This is a genomic window from Stenotrophomonas maltophilia group sp. LNF247, assembly GCF_054083135.1.
The window spans coordinates 218,437-241,425 of the sequence record NZ_JBSRQL010000005.1 but is presented as its reverse complement, the minus strand read 5'-3'; the positions used below and the strand labels follow the sequence as shown (position 1 = coordinate 241,425).

Here is a 22,989-nt window from a genome sequence, read left to right as displayed (position 1 = left end):
ATGCCGTCCTTTGTGCTGGACTGATGGTGGATCGTTGCAGGAAGGATGAGAGCCGCGCGTCAATGCTTGTCGAACCACACTGTCTGCGCGTTGACGAATTCACGGATGCCGAAGTGCGAGAGCTCGCGGCCGAAGCCGCTCTTCTTCACGCCGCCGATCGGCACGCGGGGGTCCGAAGCGGAGAAGCCGTTGACGAACACACCGCCGGTCTGCAGCCGGCGGGCCAGCTGCATGGCTCGGGCGCGGTCGCCGGTCCACAGGTTGCCGCTGAGGCCGAACTCGCTCTGGTTGGCCAGTTCCACCGCGTGGTCGGCATCACGGGCGCGGCTGATCGAGGCCACCGGCCCGAAGGTCTCGGTATCGAAGGCCTGCATGCCCGGCTCCACGTCGGCCAGCACGGTGGGGGCATAGAACGCGCCCGGGCGATCCAGCTGATGGCCGCCGACCAGCAGCTTCGCGCCGGCCTCCACCGAGGCGCGTACCTGCGCATCCAGCTGTTCCAGCAAGTCCTGGCGGGCCATCGGGCCGATGCGGTTGGCCGGGTCGCGGCCATCGCCGATGCTCAGTGCCTGCACCTTCTGGCAGAACTGCGCCACGAAACGGTCGTAGACCGCGTCTTCGACGATGATGCGCTTTCCGGCGATGCAGACCTGCCCGGTGTTCTGGAAGCGCGAGGCGACCGCGGCATCTACGGCGGCGTCCAGATCGGCGTCGGCCAGCACGATGAACGGATCCGAGCCACCCAGCTCCAGCACTACCTTCTTCAGTGCCTGCCCGGCCTGGGCGGCGATGCTGCGGCCGGCGGCCACGCTGCCGGTCAGGGTGACGGCGGCGATGCGGTCATCGGCGATCGCACGGCTGGTACCCTCGCGGCTGATGTTGGCGGCGATGAAGGTGCCTTCCGGCAGCCCGGCATCACGCCAGGCGGCATCGAGCAGTTGCGCGGTGCCGACGATGTTCTCGGCCGGCTTCAGCAGGAAGCCGTTACCGCCCATCAGGATCGGTACCGCCGCGCGCATCACCTGCCAGTACGGGAAATTCCACGGCATGATGCCCAGCACCACGCCCAGCGGCAGGTAGGACACGTAGGCCTTGTCGTCGGGCACCTGGGTCGGCTCGTCGCGCAGGAACTGCGCACCGTGGTCGGCATACCAGTCGCACAGCACGGCGCACTTCTCGATTTCGGCCAGGGATTCGGCCTGGACCTTGCCCATTTCGGCGGTAGCCAGCGCAGCCAGCTTTTCACGGTCGCGGCGCAGTACCGCGGCCATCGCACGCAATACGTCTGCACGCTGTTCGAGGCTCCTCGTGCTCCAGGCGGCGAAGCCAACCTGGCCGCGATCGAGGATGGCCTCCAGTTCGGCGTCGGTAGCGAAGGGGTGGCTGGCGATCTGCTGGCCGGTGGCCGGATCGCGGGAAATGGCTGTACTGGGGGCAGCGGACATGCAGGTCTCCTGGTGTCTCGACGACGGGCGGTGGCCCATCTCCTGCACAGGAATGTGGACCCGATTGGCGGAGGCAACAAGGCGTCTGCTTATCCTGTGACCTGCACTTACCTGTCTGAATGGAGATAGGTGCCGGCAGGGCTGCGCCCTGCACCCGCAGAGGCCAGGGCAACGTCAAGGTCAAAGGCCTGCATTCCGTGGGATGGCGGGGTGGGTCCGGTTGCGGGGGACGGCGTGAATCCCCCTCCGGGGTCCGGCCCAGCCGCCGGCGGCTGGGCGTTCGGGCGCTTGCGAAGCAGTGCTTCGCAAGCAAAGCGCCCTCACCCATGTAGCCTCGGTCGCGCCATCCATGGCGCTCACGCCCCCGCAACCGGACCCACCCCGCCTTCGACAGATTTCCGCGATCTGTCGGGAATACTCTTGGGATCTGACCCCGGAATTTCTTTCGATATCTGACAGATGTGTCGACCAAGGTCGACACCTACCAACAGCCGCGCGAAATTTGTCTGAGGCGGGGCGGTGTGGGTTGGCAGGACCGTTGGCGCCATGGATGGCGCCATCGAGCCCCCATGGATGGGTTCACGGCGTGTCCTGCCAGCCCACACCGCCCCGCCATCCCAAGGATGCTCGCTGTTGCTGTTGCTGTTGCCTTGGCTTGAAGCCTCTGCGGGTGCAGGGCTGCAAGCCCTGCCGAACACCCCCTACTTCCGCGGCAGGTAAGTCACCAGGGACAGATCGTGCCGGCTCTCCGGCACCAGCGCCACGTACTGCAGGTCCAGCAACCCGCGCGTGGGATGGTTCAACTTCTTCGCACCTTCATCGAACCGCCGCACGTCGTGCTCCGGCCACCACTGACGGAATTCCTCGCTGTGCGCGGCAATGTCCTCCACCAGCGCCAGGAACGGCGCCTTGTCCGGCGCCTGCGCCATCGCCGCACGGAAACCTGCCAGCAGGCCGCGGGTCATTTCTTCCCAGTTGAGGATCAGCGTGCGGTACGGCGGGTACAGAAACATCAGCCGCAGCGTATTGCGCTCGTGCGGCGCCAACTGGCTGTAGTCCACGAACAGATCGGCGATGGCCGGGTTCCAGGCCAGGATGTCGAAGCGGGTATTGCGCACATACGCAGGGATCGGCTGCATCGCCTCCACCAACTGGCGCAGGCCATCGGTCACGCTCTCGTCCGGCGACTCCAGCGGCACGCCGTAGCCGGACAGCGCGAACGCGTAGGCGCGCTCGTCGTCGCTCATGCGCAGCACCTGCGCCAGCCGCTCCAGCACCTCGGGCGAGGCGCGCACTTCACGGCCCTGCTCGATCCAGGTGTACCAGCTGACACTGACCCCGATCGCCAGCGCGACTTCCTCGCGTTTCAGGCCCGGGGTACGCCGGCGCCCGGCCGGCAGGCCGAGGGTGGCGGGGTCGACACGGGCGCGGCAGGCCTTAAGGAAGCCGCCCAGTTCCTTGCGTTCACTTTCGCTGCGCATCATCGGCCCGTCCTGCCCTTTGTAGCGTCGAGCCATGCTCGACGCATCTGCTACTGCGCCAACAGCAGCCGAGCATGGGCTCGGCTCTACCGGAAGCGCGATCAGCCACCCTCGGCGTTGCGCGCGAGGGTGACGATCTCAGCGCACGCGCGTCGATCAGGCATCGACGCGCTTGGAGCCCACGGCCAGGCCGGCCTTCAGGCTGGCCTCGACGAACTCGTCCAGGTCGCCGTCGAGCACCTTCTGCGTATCCGAGCGCTCGATGCCGGTACGCAGGTCCTTGATACGGCTCTGGTCGAGCACGTAGTTGCGGATCTGGCTGCCCCAGCCGATGTCGGACTTGGTGGCTTCCACCGCGTCCTTCTCGGCGTTGCGCTTCTGGATCTCCAGCTCGTACAGCTTGGCGGCCAGCATCTTCATCGCGTTGTCGCGGTTCTGGTGCTGGCTGCGGCCGGTCTGGCAGGCCACGACGATGTTGGTCGGGATGTGGGTGATGCGCACCGCCGACTCGGTCTTGTTGACGTGCTGGCCACCGGCACCGGACGAACGGTACACGTCGGTACGCAGGTCGGCCGGGTTGATGGTGATGTCGATGTTGTCGTCGATTTCCGGCGACACGAACACCGAGGTGAAGCTGGTGTGGCGGCGGTTGTCCGAGTCGAACGGCGACTTGCGCACCAGACGGTGCACGCCGGTCTCGGTCTTCAGCCAGCCATAGGCATAGTCGCCTTCCACGCGCAGCGTGGCCGACTTGATGCCGGCGACGTCGCCACCGGACACTTCCATCAGTTCGGTCTTCCAGCCGCGCGACTCGCACCAGCGCAGGTACATGCGCAGCAGGATCTCGGCCCAGTCCTGGGCTTCGGTGCCGCCGGCACCGGCCTGGATGTCGACGAACGCCGCCGCATTGTCCATCTCGCCGGAGAACATGCGCTGGAACTCCAGCTTCTCCACGTGGGCCTGGTGCTTGTCCAGGTCGGCGACCACGGCCAGGGCGGTGTCCTCGTCCTGCTCGGACTCGGCCAGCTCCAGCAGCTCGGTGGCATCGTTCAGGCCATCGAGCACCGAGGCGATGCCGCCCACGGTCTTTTCCAGGCTGGAACGCTCGCGGCCCAGGTTCTGGGCGTATTCGGCGTTGTTCCAGACGTCGGGGCTTTCCAGCTCCCGCGTTACTTCTTCAAGACGCTCTTTCTTGGCGTCGTAGTCAAAGATACCCCCGAAGCGACAGCACGCGATCGGTCAGATCGGTGATGCGCTGGCGGACAGGATTCAGTTCGATCATGTCGGCGGTTATGCATTCAAAAGATGACTGGTAATGATACCGCAGGCTGCGGGTACCCGGAATGAGGGCCTCACCCTGCCCCCAGCGCCTGCCGCAGCAGCGGCAGCTGGCGCCGGCTGCACGGCACTTTCGCCCCGTCGGCCATATGCAGCAGGGCCTCGCCACCGTCCAGCGGCTCGATCGAGCGCAGCTGGCCCCGATGGATCAGCCAGCTGCGGTGCGGGCGCAGGAACTCGCCCGGGTCGAGCCGCTGCTCCAGCACTGCCATGGTGATCCGCAGCGGATAGTCGTGGCCGCGTACCCGCAGGTTCACATAGTTCCCTGCGGCCTGGGCGTACTCCACGTCCGCCGTGGCGACCAGGAACTCCTTGCCCAGCTTGCGCACCAGGAAGTGCTGGGGTCGCTCGACCGGCTCCACCGGCGGGCCGACGTCCGGCTCGGCCAGCAGGCTCGCCTCGCCCTGCCTGCGCCGGCCGAACCAGCTGGCGAAGTGCTCCAGTGCCACGAACATCGCGAACGTGCGCACATCCTTCAGGTATTCGTAGGCAAAACGCTCCAGCCATCCCGCATCGTCCTGGTAGCGGTAGCCCAGCGATACATAGGCCAGGTGCCGCAGTACCATCATCCCCACCACGTGCAGTAACGACCAGCCCACGCTGGCCAGCAGGTAGAGCGGCAAACGCTGCTTCCAGGTATCGGCATGCAGCGGCCAGCGCTCGCAGCCCCACCACAGCAGCGGCAGGGTCAACAGGATCAGGGCGAGGCTGCTGAATTCCCAGATCATCGGCTCCCACAGGCCGAGATCGCTGCCCCGCCGCGAGGCGTCCATCACCTCAACCAGCGCGCTGGTCACCGCCGAGGCCGACAGGATCGCTGCCCAGACCAGCAGCCGGGTGGTGGTGCGCCAGCGCGGTGGTCGGCCCTGGGTCATTGCTGCATCCATGTCGTTGCGGTGCTCCAGCCTGCCTCAATGGCCAAAGGGTAGCGGCTCCATTGGTCACACCACCCCCGCCATTGGTCACTGCGCGGGTTCCGGCAGCCCCTTGGCAGTCGCTGCACGGACCGGGCGGCGTCACCTTGGGTCGACTCTCCGGCACACCACCACCATGACCCGACGCCACGACATCGACGCCCTGCGCGTGTTCGCCTTCGCCCTGCTGATCCTCTACCACACCGCCATGGCCTATGTGGACGACTGGGGCTTCCACCTCAAGAGCGTGCATACCGCCGAATGGCTGCAGTGGCCGATGCTGTTCGTCAACCGCTGGCGGATGTCGCTGCTGTTCCTGATTTCAGGCATCGCCATCGCGCTGATGCGGCCGGAAGGCAGGCTGCTGCGCTTTGCCGGCCTGCGCACGTGGCGGCTGCTGCTGCCCCTGCTGTTCGGCATGTTCGTGATCGTGCCGATCCAGCCCTACTGCGAGGGCGTGGCCAACGGTCATGTTGCGCCCGGCTTCGGACATTTCCTGCTGCGCTACTGGCAGGTGCGGCCGTGGCCGGAAGGCAGTTTCGCAGGCTGGCAATACGGCATCACCTGGAACCACCTGTGGTACCTGGCCTATCTGTGGAACTACACGCTGGCCCTGGCCCTGCTGATGCCATTGCTGGGAACGGCCGTGGTGCGCCATGCGATCGCGTTCTGCGCCGCCTCGCCGATACTGCTGATCGGAATTCCTTCTGCGCTGCTGCTGGCCTGGGTGATCTGGCTGGAGCCGGTCTATCCGTCCACCAATGCCCTGCTTGGCGACTGGTACCAGCACGCGAAGTACGCGACAGTGTTCCTGGCCGGCTACCTGCTAGGTCGCGAGCCGGTGTTCTGGCAGCGTGTGGTCTTCCTGCGCCGCACCACGCTATGGCTGGCGCTGGCTGCCGTCGGCTGGTATCTGGGGTTGCGCATCCTCGGTCAGGTGCTGCCGGCTGACTCCTCGCTGCGGCAATGGCCTGAAACGTTCTGGGACCTGCAGGGCAGGGCCAGCCAGTCGGTGTATGTCTGGACCGCGCTGCTGGCCATCCTCGGCTGGGGCAAGGTCTTCCTCGACCGCCCGTTCGGCTGGTTGCCGTACTGCACCGAGGCAATCTATCCCTGGTACATGCTGCACCAGAGCCTGATCATCGTGCTGCTGTTCTGGCTCAAGCCATTGCAACTGGGTCCTTGGCTGGAGCCGTCGCTACTGCTGGGCGGCACCGTCGGCGGCTGCCTGCTGATCCACGAACTGCTGATCCGTCGCGTGCGCTGGCTGCGGCCGCTGTTCGGCCTGCGTGTGAATTCGCCAGCGTGGCCGGTTGCACACGCTGCGCGGTTGTAGAGCCGAGTCCACGCTCGGCTGCTTCTGCCCTGAGCCGAGCATGGGCTCGGCTCTACACCTCCACCGGCCGGCAATCCACTTCTGGCTGGCCGCTACTGATGGCACTGTCACGGACGCACCAGCGCCGGCGCATCTTGGCTGACGTGCTGGCTGGCTGATAGACCAGCATCGATGCTGGGGACTCCCCACGGGACCTCGTACGGGCAACGGATACGCAGCATGTTCATGGCATTTGCAACTATTCGCATTGGAAGCTCAACAGCGCCCTGCCAGTGTAGGAAGTCGCCTTTTCGACGGAAGGCACTTTTTGCCGGGAGCGCTGCAATGGATCAATCCGACATCAATCTGCTGGTCGCCTTTGTTAACTCGGAAGAAGCTGCGCTTGCTGAGGAATGTCAAGGCGACATTTACCCGAGCTATCACTACCAACTCGGAGCACTTGCACCGAAAGCAGGTCGCCACTTGTCTGGGGATCTGCTGCAACGTTTCTACTTCCACTGGCTGCGCGTGGGTGACTGGAAGGTCGCCGGACTCCCTGAGAGAGACTTTCCCACCCTTGTTGCAGCCTATCTGGAACTCACAAAGCTCCCGGTGGGCTACTACACGCGCCAAGCCAGCCGCAGCCTCGAGCACCTGTTCTGCTTCGGCTTCAACGAGCATGGCGAGCTGCCAAGTGGCACGGTTGCAAATGCAGCGGATCTGAAACAGCGCACCCGTCTGGTGGAGCATTGCAGGAAGTACCAATCGTTCCATGCCCAGCGAGAGAAGGTCGAAAAATTCCTTCCATTCCGCTCGTCGGCCCCGATCATTCTCGAAGCCGGCCGATCCCTGCAACACGATATCAAGGAAATGGGGCCAATCCTCTATTGGGGCATGGCACTCATTGCACAACTCAATGAGGACACGCGCATCCAGATGGCACATGACCTGATGGTCAGGAAGTGGTCTGGAGACGGCGATCGAAGCCACGCGCTCTCCGTGCTTTACCTGACTGCCGAAGCCGCCCGACCACACTGCGCGGAGAACAGCGAGTACGTCGCTCTTTGTGAAAATCTGGCGCAACTGCATGACATGCGGATCATGGCGGGGGACGCTGTCCGGCTGGTGCAGCGCCAGGGTTGGCGCGTGCAGAACATCCGAGACTGGAGCGCCAGAATCACCCTCTATCAGGACGGCGAGTACAGCAGCGAGAGCGGGCATCCTCGGATCAGCCTGACCCTCAACAGTTGGCCTGACAGCCCTTGGTCAATCAACCTGACCTCGGGTGATGGCTCCTACGTCGCCTACCGGGACAGACCCACCAGCAACGACTTCCAGTTGCCGCCAATCATCGGCGCCACGCTTGATCACTTTCCCGAATGGGTCAAGCAGATAAATACAAGCCTGGGTATCAATTTGGTTCCAGGCACGGATTCGGTTGCGTCTGCCCACAAGAATCGCACGCTGGCCAGACAACTAGACGCTTGGATGCGCGGAAAATAGCAGTGTAGAGCCGAGCCCACGCTCGGCTGCTTCTGCCATGAGCCGAGCGCGGGCTCGGCTCTACATTGAGGCAGTCGAGCAAGCTCGACTCCACAGGGGCGTCCGAGTGATCAACGCACCTCGAATTCGCCCACCAACACGGTTTCGGCGCGATCCTTGAGGCGCATCGTCACCATCTGGTCCTTCTGCTTGGCCGTGCCCCAATGGGTGGTAAGGCGCAGCATCAGGGTTGTCGCACCGGTCACCAGCTGCTGGCGGCTGCCGAAGTAGTTCGCCTCCACCTTGTACTTGCCCGGCTTGGCATTGCGTAGCGAGAACTGCTCGGGACCATAGCCGCCGGTGAAGTCCTGCGACATCTGCCCGCCCTGGTAGGTCAGGCGGTTGCCGTAGTAGGCGCGCTCGCCGTTCGGGTCGGTCACCCACAGGTCCATGTCGCTGTTGTCGGCATCCCACGACAGCACCACCCGCAGGTCCAGCGGCATCGCCTGCAGCAGGCGCGGGTCGATGCTGGTGGTATCCAGCCGGGGCGTGCTGCCGGCCACCAGGTTGGTCAGCTCATCCAGCGCGATCAGGGCGATGCCATCGAAGCGGCTGTCCCACGGCCGCACCACCACCTGGTACAGCGGCGCCAGCGCCTGCTGCGGCTTGCCGGCCGCCGCCAGTGCCAGGCCGAGGTCGCGGAAGCTCTGCGGTTCTTCCTGGCCCATCGCCAGCACCTGCTCGAACACCGGCACCGCCAGCGCGGGGGCATCGGCCTGCATCAGCCGATAGCCGAGCACGCGCAGCAGGTGGCGATTGTCCAGGTCCATCTCGGCCAGGTTCGACAACACACGCAGCGCCAGGTCGCGCTGACCCTGCGCCAGCAGCAGGTCGGCCACATCAAGGAAGAAGGCGCTGCTGTCGGCGTGGGCATCGCGCTCGGCCAGGTAGCGGTCATACAGTTGCGACGGCGGGCCCTGGCGCAGGCGCCGGGCGATGGCCGAGTCTGGCTGCCAGGCCGCCAGCTGGATGCCGAGCTCGCCCTCGTTGGCGGCAGCGGGCGCAGCGACACGGCCACCCGTGACCGTGATTGAATCCAGGGCCTTGTTCGATGCAGGCGCCGAGCGACGTGCACGCGCGCTGCTGGCTTCCATGCGCTGCTCGGCGGCGGCGGCCATCGGTGCCGGGGCGGGCGGTGCCGCGGGGGGCGGCGCGGCGAGCGTCGCCACCGGCGCCGATTCCATCGCGTAGTCCGCGGAGGCCACTTCCAGTGCCCCACCCTTCACCTGCGGCGGCATTCCCTTCGGCCAGCTACGGTTCCACCACTGCTGGCGCTCCTTCCAGTGTGCCGCCACTTCATCCAGGCGCTGGCGATCAGCAGCGGCGCGGTCTGTCACCTGCCGTGCGAACCGCGCGTCGTAGTCCGCGCGCAGCTTGCCGGACGGACGGATGGCATAACGCAGGTAGTCCTCCAGCGTCTCCAGCACGATCAACGAGGTGTCCGGCCCGACCAGGCCAAACTGCTGCGACAGGCGCTGCATGGCCTCACGGTTGCCGCGGCGGTCGACGGCCAGTTGCTGCAGGCGCGCCTGCGCCCACAGGCCGGCCAGCAGTTCGCCGTCATCGCTTTTCTGCGTGGGTGGCAGCGCCTGCCATTCGCCGCCACCCACGCGCACCCGCATCGGCACACCGTCGGCTGCCAGTCGTGCGTGCAGCCACAGCCAGCCGTCGGCTTCACTGCGCCGATCGATCACTACATCCTGCACGCCGCGTCCCGCATCGACCTGCACATCCAGCGGCGATGCCAGCAACGCGTGCGCCGCCGCATCGACATCCTTGCCCAGCGCGACGAAGCGACCGCCATGCGCCTCACTCCAACCCCGCAGTCGCACGGCATCGGTGCGCGCGCCGGCGCTGCTGACCGCAAACAGGCGTTGATCCGGAGCCATCGCCGGCAGCTGTTCCGGCCCATAGGTCAGCAGGCCATCACTGACCAGCAGGTATTCCCTCACGCTCGATTGCGGCTGCCACTGGGCCAGCGCGCTGGCACCGTCCGGGCGCACGGCCTGCAGGGCTGCGCGCAGCTCGCTCCAGTTGCCGGCGCGGATACGGAATCGACGCACCGGTTCGGCGCGATCCCGCAGCACGGTCAAGGCCACGGTGCCGTCACCCATCGCAGCGAAGTAGCGATCCAGCAGGGCAAGCTCACGCGAGCGATCGCGCTGTCCCGCCGAACCGGAGCCGTCCCACAGCAGGCCGATCTCGCTGGGCAACGTGCGCGGCGTGCTGCTGGCCGCCACCGGCAGCTGTGCCAACAGGTAGTGTCCATCCTGCCAGGGCGCCACCTGGACCTGCGCCTGACGTGCTGCCGGCAGGTTCCACTGCAGCTGCTGCGGCAACTGCGCGCCCTTGCCCTGCCACAGCAGCTGGCCCGCGCTGATGCGGAAGGGCGCCGTACCCGCGGCCGTCGCGCCCGGGGCCTGCAGCTTCAGTTCGACCGAGGCTGCACCGGCGGCGAACTGCAGCGGCAGCGTCCACTGCCAGCCGTGGCCGTCGAAGGCCAACGGCTCACGCATCACCAGCTGCACGCGCCGGCTACCGCTGGCCGGCAGCGGGTAGATGCGCAGGCGGAACTGATTGCCGGCGGTCTGTTCCAGCAGGGCCGGGTCGACGCCGCGGCGGGCGATCTCCTCGAACACCTGGCGACCGCGGTCCTTGGGCACCGGCACCGCGTCACGCATCTCGCCGTTGATATCCAGCGCGAAGCCGCTGATCTGCTGGCCATCGGCCAACGGGAACTGCAGCTCACCCTCCAGCACGCGCCGGTTCGGGTTATGGAATTCCAGGGTGATCCGGGTCTGGGCGATGCCGGCCTGCACCTCGCCCTCGATGCGGGCGTGTCGAAATTGAACCGGCTGCTCAGCCGCCGGCGCGATCAGCAGCGGCGTGGCGGCCTGCGGCCGGGAGATCGGCGGCGACTGTGCGCCAGCGGGCCAGGCCGCAAGGGCCAGCAACAACACGGTGCAGCAACGGGCGAAGACCATGACCGGGCTCCAGTGGGATCGTGGACCTTTGAACGCACCAGCAACCGTAATGGGGTTGGCGCCTGTGCTCGCATCGACACACGCCCCTCCAACCAGCACCATGGAAGTCCTCGCCACACAGGGATGCACCATGCGCCCGTTGATTGCCTTGATCCTGCTGGTCCTGGCCGGCGCCGCCGCCGCTGGCAGCGTGAAAGGGGTGCGCTTCGCCCACTACGACTGGATGCTGGCCTGCGACAACACCCGTACCTGCCGCGCCGCCGGCTACCAGGACGATGTCGGCGGCAACTTGCCGGTGTCGGTGCTGCTGACTCGCAAGGGCGGACCCGGCCAGCCGGTCAGCGCCGAACTGATGCTGGGCCAGTACAACGAGGTCAAGCTGCCGACACAGCTGACGCTGCAGATCAACGGCAAGGATCTGGGCGCGCTGTCGTTGACCGCAGACACGGCGACACTGTCTACAGCGCAGACCAAGGCACTCTTGGCCTCGCTGGCGCGCAGCAGCCGCATCGTGGCGGTCGGCAACGATGGCCAGCGCTGGACGCTGTCCGATCGTGGCGCCTCGGCGGTGCTTCTGAAGATGGACGAATTTCAGGGCCGGCTGGAGACTCCCGGCGCGCTGATGCGCAAGGGGTCGCGCGCCGAAGCCTCAGTTCCTCCCGCACTTCCGGTGCCTACGCTGGTTCTGGCGCCATTGGTGGCGGCACGAGCCACCGATGCCGCACTGGAACACTCACCCGCACTGCGCGCGGCGCTGGCCGCGGCCAACCCGGGCGGCGACTGCGTCGCACTGACACCCGAAGGCCTGCCGATGGTGGACGGCCCGCAGGAGCTGCGCGTGTCCCGGCTGGGGAGGACTTCCCTGCTGGTGTCTACGCTCTGCTGGCGTGGCGCCTACAACGAAGGCATCGGCTACTGGGTAGTGAACGATGCACCGCCCTTCAAGGCCACGCTGGTGACCGCATCGGGCGGCGATGACGATGGTCGGGTAATCAGTTCGGCGCACAAAGGCCGCGGCTTGGGCGATTGCTGGTCCACCGCGAGTTGGGGCTGGGACGGGCGCCGCTTTGTGCAGACCGATGAATCCACCTCCGGCCTGTGCCGGCTGGTCGCGGCTGGGGGTGCATGGCACATGCCGACGCTGGTGACCGAGGTGACGCCCTGAGCTTGGCCAGTTGATTGGATCCACGCATAGCGCGCCGCCCACGGCCCCGGTCGCGAAGCGGCGCTCAAACCGGCAGGCAGTGCTCCACGATCAGCTGGATGGCGCTGCCACCGCGATAGTCGTCGCAGGCCAGGCGGTAGGCGAGGTGCACGTGGCGGCCAGGCGCGTTACCGTGCCAGCCGCCGAAATGGATGGCATTGATGGTGCCGGGTACGCCCGGCAGGCGCAGTTCCAGCTTCAGGTGACGCTCCTTCAGCACGCGCCAGTTGGCCACTTCGAAGTGGCCGTCGAACAGTGGCTCGGGGAAACCCTGGCCCCACGGCCCGGCCAGGCGCAACGCATCGGCGTGGCGATGGTCCAGCTCGTCCACGGCCAGCTCGCCGTCACTGAGCACCTGCTGCTGCAGTGCCGCCGGATCGAGCATTTCCAGCACCACCGCGACGAAGGCGGCCTTGAAGTCATCGACGTGGTCACGCCGCAGGCTGAGGCCGGCCGCCATGGCGTGGCCACCGAAGCGTTCGATCAGGCCCGGATGGCGCGCATCGACCAGCGCCAGGGCGTCACGGATGTGCAGGCCGGGAATGGAGCGCGCCGAGCCTCGCAGGATCTCGGCGCCGGGTTCGGCCGGGGCGAAGGCGATCACCGGGCGATGCAGGCGATCCTTCATCTTCGATGCGACCAGGCCGACCACACCCGGATGCCAGTCAGCATCGAACAGGCAGGCCGCCACCGGTCGCTGACCGGCCATGTCCAGCACCACCCGGGTCAACGCCTGCTCGGCGTCATCGGTCATCGACTGCTGCACGGCGCGCCGTTCCGAATTGATCTGCTCCAGCGTCTGCGCGATCTCGCGCGCCTGGCGCGGGTCTTCGGTCAGCAGCAGCGCGATGCCCAGCGCCATGTCTTCCAGCCGGCCTGCGGCATTCAGACGCGGGCCGAGCGCGAAGCCGATGTCGGTGGCCGTCAGCCGCGCGGCATCACGGCCGCTGGCTTCGATCAGCGCACGCAGGCCCACACAGCCCTGTCCCGCGCGCAGACGCCGCAGGCCCGCGCTGACCAGTGCCCGGTTGTTCGGATCCAGCGCCACCAGGTCGGCAACGGTCCCGACCGCCACCAGGTCCAGCAGCGTGGTCAGGTCCGGGCCCTTGCCATCCGCAAAGACACCTGCCTCGCGCATGTGCCGGCGCAGCGCCATCAGCACGTAGAAGATCACGCCGACGCCTGCCAGCGATTTGCTCGGGAACGCATCACCGTCCAGATTCGGATCGACGATGACATCGGCCGGCGGCAGCTGCGGCCCGGGAAGGTGATGGTCGGTGACCAGCACCTGCCAGCCGCGTGCCTTGGCCGCGGTCACGCCCGCATGGCAGGCGATGCCGTGATCGACCGTGACCAGCAGGTCCGGCTGCAGCGCGGCCAGCTCTTCCACCAGCGACGGTGACAGGCCATAGCCATGCACCATGCGGTTCGGCACCGCGTGGAAGACGTGTTGCGCACCGAGCATGCGCAGACCGCGCACGCCGACTGCACAGGCGGTGGCGCCATCGCAATCGAAATCGCCGACCACCAGGATGCGCTTGTCGTTGGCGATGGCCTCGATCAGCAGACCCACCGCATCATCGATGCCGGTCAGCAGCTCAGGCGCGTGCAGATTGCCCAGCTTCGGCTGCGCCAACTCCGGTGTACCTGCGCCACGGCTGGCATAGAGACGCGCCAGCAGCGGCAGCGTGCCCTCCGGCCAACTGCCGGGTACGACCGCATCGCGGCGGCGGATCATCGGCGTATCAGAGGCGGGCTGCACAGCATCGGCGGCAAGGGACATCGGCATCGCCGGTTACGAAAGACCTGCACATCATAACGTGCACCACTCTCCCAGTCGGCTGCCGCTGCTGACGAGGCACCTTGGCTCTTCGGCCAGCAGCATTTGGATTTCACGACCGCATCTTCCATGCTTGCCTGCCCTGGAACGGACTTCCATCCATGACCCGCACCCTGCTGACCGCGCTGATGGCACTCACCGTGGCGCCGGCCGCCCACTCCGCAACGCCTGAGCCCAGGCCCGGGGTCGAATTCGAACACAACGACTGGTCGCTGGCCTGTGACAACACCCGCACCTGTCGCGCCGCCGGCTACAGTCCGGAACAACCCGGCAACCTGCTCAGCCTGATGCTTGAGCGCGCCGGCGGCCCGGGTACGAAGGTGCTCGCGCGGCTGCGCAATGGCGAGGATGGCGAAAGCCCGACGCCGACCGGGGCACTGCGCCTGCGCCTGAACGGCAAGGACCTGGGCCCGGTGCGCGACACCGGCGACGGGGACAAAGTGTTGTTGCAGCAGGCACAGACCGATGCACTGGTCGCCGCACTGCCGCGCCAGGCACGCATCGAGATCATCGACGGCAAGGGCAAGGCCTGGCCGATCTCCGACCGCAGTGCAGCGGCCGTACTGCTGAAGATGGACGAGGCACAGGGCCGGCTGGGCACCCCCGGTGCGCTGGTGCGGCGTGGCGACAAGCCCGAAGCAGGCGTGCCTGCGGCGTTGCCGGTGCCAGTGATCGTGCGCGGCACGCTGGTGGCACCGCGCGCCTCGGACGCGGCACTGGCGAAAGCACCAGGCCTGCGCAAGGCACTGATCGCCAGCCTGCCCAAGCCGGATGAGTGCGGCCGCCTGAGCGATGGCGGGACAGATGAAATCGAGATCCAGCGACTGGACGCCCAACATGTGCTGGCAAGCACCAGCTGCTTCGTGGGTGCCTACAACTTCAGCAGCGGCTACTGGGTAGTGCAGGACAAGCCGCCGTACGAAGCACGCTTCGTCACGTCCGATGCAGAAGACTTCGATCGCGACGACGCTACGTTGAGCGGTCGCTTCCGTGGGCGCGGCGTCGGTGACTGCTTCTCCGGCCACGACTGGGCTTGGGATGGCGCGCGATTCGTGAAGAGCAGCGAGTTCACCACCGGGCAGTGCCGGGGCGTTGCGGGTGGGCACTGGACGCTGCCGACGGTGGTCAGCGAGGTCCGTTGAGGCGCCGCTACCTGCGATAGTGCCGCCCGCTGGCCGGCAACCCCGGCAAACCCTGGGGGTCAGCGCCGTTTCCGATGGAAAACGGATCCGACCCCGCTCGGCCGAGCCCCGATCAGTCGTGAAGCTGGCGCGGCTTCTTCCAGAACTGCCAGCGCTGTCCGCGATCCAGCTGGAACTGCAGGCCGTCCTCGAAATCCAGCACCAGCCGCTGCAGCTCGCCGCGCTTCAGCGCGGCCAGCAGCGGACGGATCGCATCGTTGCCGAGCTGCTGCAGGGAACGCAGCTGGCGCAGGTCGACCAGTGCATCCACCGCCTGCTCGCCATCGACGGCTACGCCAGCCGCCAGGGCCAGGCCCTGCAGCAGGGCATCGCGGCTGCGCACCTGTGCGTGCGGCGTGCTGACCGACACCGGCATCACGCCGCCGCCCCAGAACCACAGCGAATTGATCGGCTGTTGCCCCTGCGCGGCGCGCTGCTGGTTCCAGGAATGGTTGTGCAGCAGCACCTGCGCCTCGGTCATCAGCGCCCGCCAGCGACGGCCGCCCTCGCCCTCCGGCAGGTGCGAGAACAGGTCATCGCCGAGGACCTCGTCCGGACTGTCGAAATCCGGCAGGGCCAGGTCGATCGGAAGCCGCAGGTACCAACGCGAGGGATCGGGTGCGTCGAGCACGAATCCGGCATCGGCGAACAACGGCTGCAGCACCGGCAGCAACGCCAGGCTGTCGGCCAAGGTCGGCCGCAGCGTTTCGCCGTAGGCCATCATCCGCGCGCCATGCATGTCCGGCACCATGCAGGCCGGATCGGCACGCAGCCAGCTGGCGCCGGCCGCATCGCCGACGTCGCGCTGGCGGGTCAACGCGGCCACCGGCCAGTGCGGCGCGGCAACCGCAAAATGGCGCGTCAGCTGCGCGCGTTCGCCCGGCGCGACCTGCACGGTCGTGGCACGGCCGAGCGCACGCGCCACATCGTCCGGCAACGCAGCCGCGGCAAAGCGGCTGCGTGCAGGCAACAGCAGGGTCGCCGTCGCCACGTGGTCAGTCCACGTAGCTGACGCTGACGATCTCGTACTCGCGCTGGCCGGCCGGGGCGTCGATCACGATCGAATCGCCTTCCAGCTTGCCGATCATCGCGCGCGCCACCGGCGAGGAAATCGCGATCAGGCCCAGCTTGATGTCCGCTTCCAGGTCACCGACGATCTGGTACTTCTTCTCTTCGTCGGTTTCCACGTCGGCCAGCGTCACGCTGGCGCCGAACACCACCTTGGAGCCGGCGTTGAGCTTGCTCACGTCGATGATCTCGGCGTGCGACAGCTCGCCTTCCAGCTGCTTGATGCGGCCTTCGATGAAGCCCTGTTCCTCGCGCGCGGCGTGGTACTCGGCGTTCTCCTTCAGGTCACCATGCTCACGCGCTTCGGCGATGGCGGCGATCACCTTCGGGCGCTTGACCGACTTCAGGTGATCAAGTTCGTCGCGCAGCTTCTGCGCGCCCTTCATCGTGATGGGGGCTCTCATGCATTCAACTCCTTGTGCAGCTCCTGCAGCGACCAGACGGGGCCGGTGCCGCGGAATTCCAGTGAATCCACCAGCGCCTTGGCGCCGGCAATGGTGGTCGAGTAGGTGACGCGATGCTGCAGCGCCTCGCGACGGATCGAGAACGAGTCGTTGATCGCCGAACGACCTTCGGTCGTGTTGACGATGTAGACGATCTCGCCGTTCTTGATCGAGTCGACGATGTGCGGACGGCCTTCGACCACCTTGTTGATGATCTCGCAGTCCATGCCGTGCTGCTGCAGCCACGCGGCAGTGCCACGGGTAGCAACCAGGCTGTAGCCACGCGCCAGCAGCGCCTTGGCCACCGGCAGCACGCGCTTCTTGTCCGGATCGCGGACCGAAACGAAGGCCTTGCCGACCGGCGGTGCCTTGATGCCACCGGCTTCCTGCGCACGCGCGAAGGCGGCGTTGAAGCTGCGGCCCACGCCCATCACCTCACCGGTGGAGCGCATCTCCGGCCCGAGGATCGGGTCGACGCCCTGGAACTTGGCAAACGGGAAGATCGCTTCCTTCACCGAGTAGTAGTCCGGCACGATTTCCTTGGTCGCGCCCTGCTCGGCCAGGCTCTTGCCGGCCATGCAGCGCGCGGCGATCTTGGCCAGCGGCATGCCGGTGGCCTTGGACACGAACGGCACGGTGCGCGAGGCACGTGGGTTCACTTCCAGCAGGTAGATGGTGTCGGCACCCTCGTCGCTGGTCTGGATCGCGAACTGGGTGTTCATCAGGCCGACCACGTTCAGGGCCTTGGCCAGCTCCACCACCTGGCGGCGCAGCTCGGCCTGGGTTTCAGCCGACAGCGAGTACGGCGGCAGCGAGCACGAGGAATCGCCCGAGTGCACGCCGGCTTCTTCGATGTGCTCCATCACGCCGCCGATCAGGACGTTGCCCTGGGCATCGGCAATGATGTCGACGTCGCACTCCACGGCGTTGTCGAGGAAGCGGTCCAGCAGCACCGGCGAATCGTTGGACACCTTCACCGCGTCGCGCACGTAGCGGGCCAGGTCGGCTTCGCCGTAGACGATCTCCATCGCACGGCCGCCCAGCACGTAGCTCGGGCGCACCACCAGCGGGTAGCCGATCTCGCGGGCCAGCAGCAGGGCTTCCTGGTCGTTGCGGGCGATGCGGTTCGGCGGCTGCTTCAGGCCCAGCTTGTCGACCAGCTGCTGGAAGCGCTCACGGTCTTCGGCCAGGTCGATCGAGTCCGGGCTGGTGCCGATCACCGGCACGCCGTTGGCTTCCAGCGCGCGCGCCAGCTTGAGCGGGGTCTGGCCGCCGTACTGCACGATCACGCCCTTCGGCTGTTCCAGATCGACGATTTCCAGCACGTCTTCCAGGGTCAGCGGTTCGAAGTACAGGCGGTCGGAGGTGTCGTAGTCGGTCGACACGGTTTCCGGGTTGCAGTTGACCATGATGGTTTCATAGCCATCCTCGCGCAGCGCCAGTGCCGCGTGCACGCAGCAGTAGTCGAACTCGATGCCCTGGCCGATGCGGTTCGGGCCACCGCCCAGGATCATGATCTTGTCGCGGTTGCTCGGCGCGGCCTCGCACTCGTCCTCGTAGGTCGAGTACAGGTAGGCGGTACCGGTGGAGAACTCACCGGCACAGGAGTCCACGCGCTTGTAGACCGGGCGTACCTTGTGCGCACGACGCAGCGCGCGGATGGCGGCTTCATTGGTGCCGGTCAGCTGCGCCAGGCGCGCGTCGGAGAAGCCAGCGCGCTTCAGCTTGCGCAGGCGTGCGGCGTCCAGCGCGTCGATGCCACCGGCAGCGACTTCGCCTTCTGCAGCGATGATTTCCTCGATCTGGTCCAGGAACCAGTGGTCGATGAACGACAGTGCGTAGATCTCTTCCACGCTCATGCCGGCGCGGAACGCGTCGGCGACGAAGAACAGGCGCTCCGGGCCCGGCGCCTTCAACTCGCGGCGCAGGGTCTGCAGGTCGTCTTCGTTGGCCAGGTCCAAGCCGGTCGGGTCGAAGCCGACCTTGCCGGTTTCCAGGCCACGCAGGGCCTTCTGCACCGACTCCTGGAAGGTACGGCCCATCGCCATCACCTCGCCCACCGACTTCATCTGGGTGGTCAGGCGAGCGTCGGCGGCCGGGAACTTCTCGAAGGCGAAACGCGGGATCTTGGTGACGACGTAGTCGATCGACGGCTCGAACGAGGCCGGGGTCAGGCCACCGGTGATCTCGTTCTTCAGTTCGTCCAGGGTGTAACCCACGGCCAGCTTGGCGGCGACCTTGGCGATCGGGAAGCCGGTGGCCTTGGAGGCCAGCGCCGAGGAACGCGACACACGCGGGTTCATCTCGATGACGACCACGCGGCCGGTCTTCGGGTTGATGCCGAACTGCACGTTCGAGCCACCGGTGTCGACGCCGATCTTGCGCAGCACGGCGATGGAGGCATCGCGCAGGCGCTGGTATTCCTTGTCGGTCAGGGTCTGCGCCGGGGCCACGGTGATCGAGTCACCGGTGTGCACGCCCATCGGGTCCAGGTTTTCGATCGAGCAGACGATGATGCAGTTGTCCGCAGTGTCGCGGACCACTTCCATCTCGAACTCCTTCCAGCCCAGCACCGACTCTTCCACCAGCACCTCGGTGGTCGGCGACAGTTCCAGGCCGCGGCTGACGATCTCGACCAGCTCTTCGCGGTTGTAGGCAATGCCGCCACCGCTGCCGCCCAGGGTGAAGCTGGGGCGGATGATGGTCGGGTAGCCGACGCGGGTCTGGATCTCCAGCGCTTCGTCCAGGGTGTGGGCGACGGCGGCGGTCGGGCATTCCAGGCCGATCTCACCCATGGCCACGCGGAACAGCTCGCGGTCTTCGGCCATGCGGATCGCTTCGCGCTTGGCGCCGATCAGTTCGACGTTGTACTTCTCCAGCACGCCGTTGTCGGCCAGGTCCAGCGCGCAGTTCAGCGCGGTCTGGCCACCCATGGTCGGCAGCAGCGCATCGGGCTTTTCCTTGGCGATGATCTTCTCGACCGTCTGCCAGTTGATCGGCTCGATGTAGACGGCGTCGGCCATCTCCGGGTCGGTCATGATCGTGGCCGGGTTGCTGTTGACCAGCACCACGCGGTAACCCTCGTCACGCAGGGCCTTGCAGGCCTGGGCGCCGGAGTAGTCGAACTCGCAGGCCTGGCCGATGACGATCGGGCCAGCACCGATGATGAGGATGGTCTTGAGGTCAGTGCGCTTGGGCATTTTCTTCTCTAAGTCAGTACAGCGTGACAAGGGGGGTGATCGCACGCTGTCGATCAGGAATCTTGATCCGCAGCGCCGCGCCAGGGGCAGCAGCGATGCGGGGTTTACGGTCCATCGCGACGCCACCGGCAGGCCGGCGGCGTACTGATCACGCCTTGGCCTGCTCCATCAGCGCCACGAAGCGGTCAAACAGCGGACCGACATCGTGCGGGCCCGGGGATGCTTCCGGATGGCCCTGGAACGAGAACGCCGGCACGTCGGTGCGGGCGACACCCTGGTTGGTGCCGTCGAACAGCGAACGGTGGGTCACGCGCAGGGTCGGCGGCAGGGTTGCTTCATCGATCGCAAAACCGTGGTTCTGCGAGGTGATCATCACCCGGCCACTGTCCAGGTCCTGCACCGGGTGGTTGGCACCGTGGTGGCCATGGCCCATCTTCATGGTCTTCGCGCCAGAGGCCAGGCCGAGCAGCTGGTGGCCCAGGCAGATGCCGAAGGTCGGGATCTTCACGTCGATGAAGGCCTTGATCGCGTCGATGGCGTAGTCGCACGGTTCCGGGTCACCCGGGCCATTGGACAGGAACACGCCGTCCGGCTTCAGTGCCAGCACTTCGGCGGCCGGGGTCTGCGCCGGCACCACGGTCACTTCGCAGCCGCGCTCGGCCAGCATGCGCAGGATGTTGGTCTTCACGCCGAAGTCGTAGGCCACGACCTTGAACCGGGCCGGCACGCTGACGAAAGCATTGGCATCCAGGTCCAGCTGGCCCTCGGTCCAGGTGTAGGTCTTCTCGGTAGTGACGACCTTGGCCAGATCCATGCCCTTCAGGCCCGGGAACTTGCGGGCGGCTTCCAGTGCCTTTTCCACGTCGATGTCGCCGGCCATCAGCGCACCGTTCTGCGCGCCCTTCTCGCGCAGGATGCGGGTCAGCTTGCGGGTGTCGATGCCGGCGATGGCGACCACGCCCCGCTGGATCAGCCAGTCCTGCAGCGACAGCTGGCTGCGCCAGTTGCTGGGACGGCGCGGGACGTCGCGCACGATCAGACCGGCCGACCATACCTTGGACGCTTCATCGTCCTGGTCGGTCATGCCGGTGTTGCCGATATGCGGATAGGTCAACGTGACCATCTGCCGGGCGTAGGACGGGTCGGTCAATACTTCCTGATAGCCGGTCATGGCGGTGTTGAACACCACTTCACCGACGGACAGGCCGGGCGCGCCTACGGATTCGCCCTCGAATACGGTGCCGTCTTCGAGGACGAGGATTGCGGCTTGGGTCACGGGAATCTCACTTTGGCTACCGAGGGGGCTGCCGAAGTCACGCCTGCGCTTCACGGAAATCCGGTTGCAAAAAAGCGCGGACGTGCGGTCTGGGACCGGTCCGGCTTTCGTGATTCGGCGAGTGCGAATTGTAACGCTGCCGGGGCGCTCGCGCCAGCGGTTATCGCGCTTCATGAACAGGCGATTGCGTATTCATTTCAATCCGGCGGCGTATGCGGCGCCCGCTGGTAGCGCCGGGCCATGCCCGGCGAAACCGACACCGACGCCGGGCACGGCCCGGCGCTACCGGTTAACGCGGCCCGTCCAGCAGATCGCGCACCCGGTAGCTGCCCGGGGCCCGGCCCTGCAGCTGGCGGGCGGCGAACAGCGCACCGCGGGCGAAGATGTCGCGGTTGGTGGCCCTATGCACCAGCTCGATGCGCTCGCCCAGCCCGGTGAACTGCACCAGATGCTCACCTACGATGTCGCCAGCACGCAGGCTCGCGTAATGCGGCTCCGCTCCGCCGCGCTGCGCGGCCGCGCCCAGGGTTAGCGCGGTGCCTGATGGTGCGTCCTTCTTCTGCGTGTGGTGCGATTCGACGATATCGCAGTCCCAGCCGGCCAGCGCCTGCGCGGCGCGCTCCACCAGCTCGTCCAGCACCGCCACGCCCAGGCTGAAGTTCGACGCCCAGACCAACGGGATCTTCGCCGCTGCTGCATCCAGCGCCTGCCGCTGCGTGCCGGAGATGCCGGTGGTACCCGACACCAGCCCCGCGCCGCGTTCCAGGCACAGCGCCAGCATCGGGTCGAAGCCCTCCGGCAGGCTGAAGTCAATGGCCACGTCGAACACCGGCGCACCGGACAGTTCGCTGGCACCAAAGAACGGCACGCCGTCGACCACGCGCTGCGCCGGCGCACGGCCGGTCACGGCGGCCACGATCTGCAGGGTTTCGGGATGTTCGGCGGCCAGCCGCAGCAGGGCCTGGCCCATGCGCCCGGAGGCGCCGTGAATGAGCAATCGCAGGGGAGTCTGGTTCATGCCTGCAGGCTAGCGGCAGCACGCCTGCTCCGGCAAGCGCCGTCACTGCGACGCTGGGTGACCTTCCGCGCAATGGATGCTCGTTCCTCCCTGGGTACGCCTCGCTTGACCGCACCAGGCGGAGCGCATGCGACACCGTAGATGTCGCGTTTACCACTGGACGCAGAAACGCGGCCACTCAAGGCTGTGGTCCCCTCTTCCGGTCCAGGCAACGCCCATGAAATCCGCGACCGTCTTCAGCAAGTGCGCCAGGAAGACCGGCTATGCCGGGACCACGACCACCCGCTACCGCTTGCTGGATGACGCCCTGCTTGTCGTGAATCACCAACGCGCCAGCGAAAGCCGCGGTTTCTATGTGAATGCTGGACTCTACTTTCCAGAGTTGCTCGTGCACCCCCTCACGCCCGACGATCTTGAAACGGCTTTCAGGTACCGCTCCAGCATCCCCACGCCGCATGTCGACTGGCGTATCGAAGAGACGCCAGGCCTGCGCCGGGCTTTCACCCAGCAGGATCTTCATGACCTGCTCGATGCTGGCGATCGCAACGCGATGAAGCGCCTGCTGCTCAATGCCCTTGCCGACGTGGCGGGCTTCGCAGCGACCCATGGAAATCGCGCCTCGGTACGGCGGATGCACCAGGAGGGACGCTTTCGCGCGATCATCCGCAAAGAGGTCTGAACCCCGGAAAGCGTGCGAACCAAGGTTCGCACCCACAGGCCGAAAGTTCGCACCCGCCGCA

16 protein-coding genes are annotated in these 22,989 nt (G+C 66.7%); 5 read left to right on the top strand and 11 right to left on the bottom strand.

Translation table 11 applies throughout. The features are described 5' to 3' along the window. Nucleotides 1-59 precede the first annotated feature (59 nt). The 4 genes from ACTXG9_RS07745 to ACTXG9_RS07730 form a co-directional block, all read right to left on the bottom strand. Nucleotides 60-1,445 (bottom strand): NAD-dependent succinate-semialdehyde dehydrogenase, encoded by a 1,386-nt coding sequence (locus ACTXG9_RS07745; RefSeq protein ID WP_111097835.1) that lies wholly within the window; start codon nucleotides 1,443-1,445, stop codon nucleotides 60-62. 701 nt (nucleotides 1,446-2,146) lie between these two features. After that, the gene (locus ACTXG9_RS07740; protein WP_019661470.1) at nucleotides 2,147-2,929 is read right to left on the bottom strand and encodes a helix-turn-helix transcriptional regulator; all 783 of its coding nucleotides are present in this window, start codon (nucleotides 2,927-2,929) and stop codon (nucleotides 2,147-2,149) included. A gap of 153 nt (nucleotides 2,930-3,082) precedes the next feature. Then, nucleotides 3,083-4,208 (bottom strand): peptide chain release factor 2 gene (prfB, locus tag ACTXG9_RS07735; protein WP_014037064.1). Its coding sequence is split into 2 segments (ribosomal slippage): nucleotides 3,083-4,132 and nucleotides 4,134-4,208, totalling 1,125 coding nucleotides; the frame shifts between segments, so codons are not numbered across the junction. A 70-nt stretch (nucleotides 4,209-4,278) separates the two neighbouring features. Beyond that, nucleotides 4,279-5,139: a LytTR family DNA-binding domain-containing protein gene (locus ACTXG9_RS07730; protein WP_111098913.1), complete on the bottom strand. Its 861-nt coding sequence runs from the start codon at nucleotides 5,137-5,139 to the stop codon at nucleotides 4,279-4,281. A gap of 175 nt (nucleotides 5,140-5,314) precedes the next feature. Here ACTXG9_RS07730 and ACTXG9_RS07725 point away from each other — a divergent pair, with 175 nt between their 5' ends. Together ACTXG9_RS07725 and ACTXG9_RS07720 are read left to right on the top strand one after the other, a co-directional pair. Further along, on the top strand, nucleotides 5,315-6,514 hold the full coding sequence (locus ACTXG9_RS07725) for an acyltransferase family protein (protein ID WP_197576037.1): 1,200 nt from the start codon (nucleotides 5,315-5,317) through the stop codon (nucleotides 6,512-6,514). Between the two features lie 324 nt (nucleotides 6,515-6,838). After that, nucleotides 6,839-7,996: a hypothetical protein gene (locus tag ACTXG9_RS07720; protein ID WP_206621750.1), complete on the top strand. Its 1,158-nt coding sequence runs from the start codon at nucleotides 6,839-6,841 to the stop codon at nucleotides 7,994-7,996. A gap of 110 nt (nucleotides 7,997-8,106) precedes the next feature. Here the strand turns inward: ACTXG9_RS07720 and ACTXG9_RS07715 are convergent, their stop codons facing one another. Next, entirely contained in the window at nucleotides 8,107-11,019 is a 2,913-nt protein-coding gene (locus ACTXG9_RS07715; protein WP_206621749.1) for a VIT domain-containing protein, read from the bottom strand. 130 nt (nucleotides 11,020-11,149) lie between these two features. Here ACTXG9_RS07715 and ACTXG9_RS07710 point away from each other — a divergent pair, with 130 nt between their 5' ends. Beyond that, the gene (locus ACTXG9_RS07710) at nucleotides 11,150-12,184 is read left to right on the top strand and encodes a DUF1176 domain-containing protein (RefSeq protein WP_021204552.1); all 1,035 of its coding nucleotides are present in this window, start codon (nucleotides 11,150-11,152) and stop codon (nucleotides 12,182-12,184) included. Between the two features lie 64 nt (nucleotides 12,185-12,248). Here ACTXG9_RS07710 and recJ read toward each other — a convergent pair whose 3' ends face one another. Further along, nucleotides 12,249-14,006, bottom strand: a complete 1,758-nt coding sequence (gene recJ / locus ACTXG9_RS07705; RefSeq protein ID WP_206621748.1) for a single-stranded-DNA-specific exonuclease RecJ — start codon at nucleotides 14,004-14,006, stop codon at nucleotides 12,249-12,251. A 158-nt stretch (nucleotides 14,007-14,164) separates the two neighbouring features. On the opposite strand from recJ, the gene ACTXG9_RS07700 reads away from it, so the two are divergent. Next, nucleotides 14,165-15,205 (top strand): DUF1176 domain-containing protein, encoded by a 1,041-nt coding sequence (locus ACTXG9_RS07700; RefSeq protein WP_456115795.1) that lies wholly within the window; start codon nucleotides 14,165-14,167, stop codon nucleotides 15,203-15,205. Between the two features lie 112 nt (nucleotides 15,206-15,317). Here ACTXG9_RS07700 and ACTXG9_RS07695 read toward each other — a convergent pair whose 3' ends face one another. The 5 genes from ACTXG9_RS07695 to dapB all read right to left on the bottom strand — a co-directional run bounded on the left by ACTXG9_RS07695 (nucleotide 15,318) and on the right by dapB (nucleotide 22,249). Next, nucleotides 15,318-16,235 carry a hypothetical protein gene (locus ACTXG9_RS07695; RefSeq protein ID WP_019661463.1) on the bottom strand — a complete coding sequence of 306 codons (918 nt, stop codon included), beginning with the start codon at nucleotides 16,233-16,235 and terminating at the stop codon, nucleotides 15,318-15,320. 4 nt (nucleotides 16,236-16,239) lie between these two features. Further along, a complete protein-coding gene (gene greA, locus ACTXG9_RS07690; RefSeq protein WP_026347191.1) occupies nucleotides 16,240-16,704 on the bottom strand; it encodes a transcription elongation factor GreA in 465 nt (154 codons plus the stop codon). Between the two features lie 8 nt (nucleotides 16,705-16,712). Further along, nucleotides 16,713-19,955, bottom strand: coding sequence for a carbamoyl-phosphate synthase large subunit (gene carB, locus ACTXG9_RS07685; protein ID WP_188250568.1), 3,243 nt, complete (start codon nucleotides 19,953-19,955; stop codon nucleotides 16,713-16,715). A gap of 148 nt (nucleotides 19,956-20,103) precedes the next feature. Then, on the bottom strand, nucleotides 20,104-21,231 hold the full coding sequence (carA, locus tag ACTXG9_RS07680; RefSeq protein ID WP_031270821.1) for a glutamine-hydrolyzing carbamoyl-phosphate synthase small subunit: 1,128 nt from the start codon (nucleotides 21,229-21,231) through the stop codon (nucleotides 20,104-20,106). Nucleotides 21,232-21,520: 289 nt separating this feature from the next. Next, nucleotides 21,521-22,249 carry a 4-hydroxy-tetrahydrodipicolinate reductase gene (dapB, locus tag ACTXG9_RS07675; RefSeq protein ID WP_111104154.1) on the bottom strand — a complete coding sequence of 243 codons (729 nt, stop codon included), beginning with the start codon at nucleotides 22,247-22,249 and terminating at the stop codon, nucleotides 21,521-21,523. Between the two features lie 217 nt (nucleotides 22,250-22,466). Between dapB and ACTXG9_RS07670 the strand changes: the two genes are divergently transcribed. Continuing rightward, complete coding sequence (locus ACTXG9_RS07670; RefSeq protein ID WP_206621746.1) at nucleotides 22,467-22,928, top strand: DUF4304 domain-containing protein; 462 nt, start codon at nucleotides 22,467-22,469, stop codon at nucleotides 22,926-22,928. The last annotated feature ends 61 nt before the right edge of the window (nucleotides 22,929-22,989 follow it).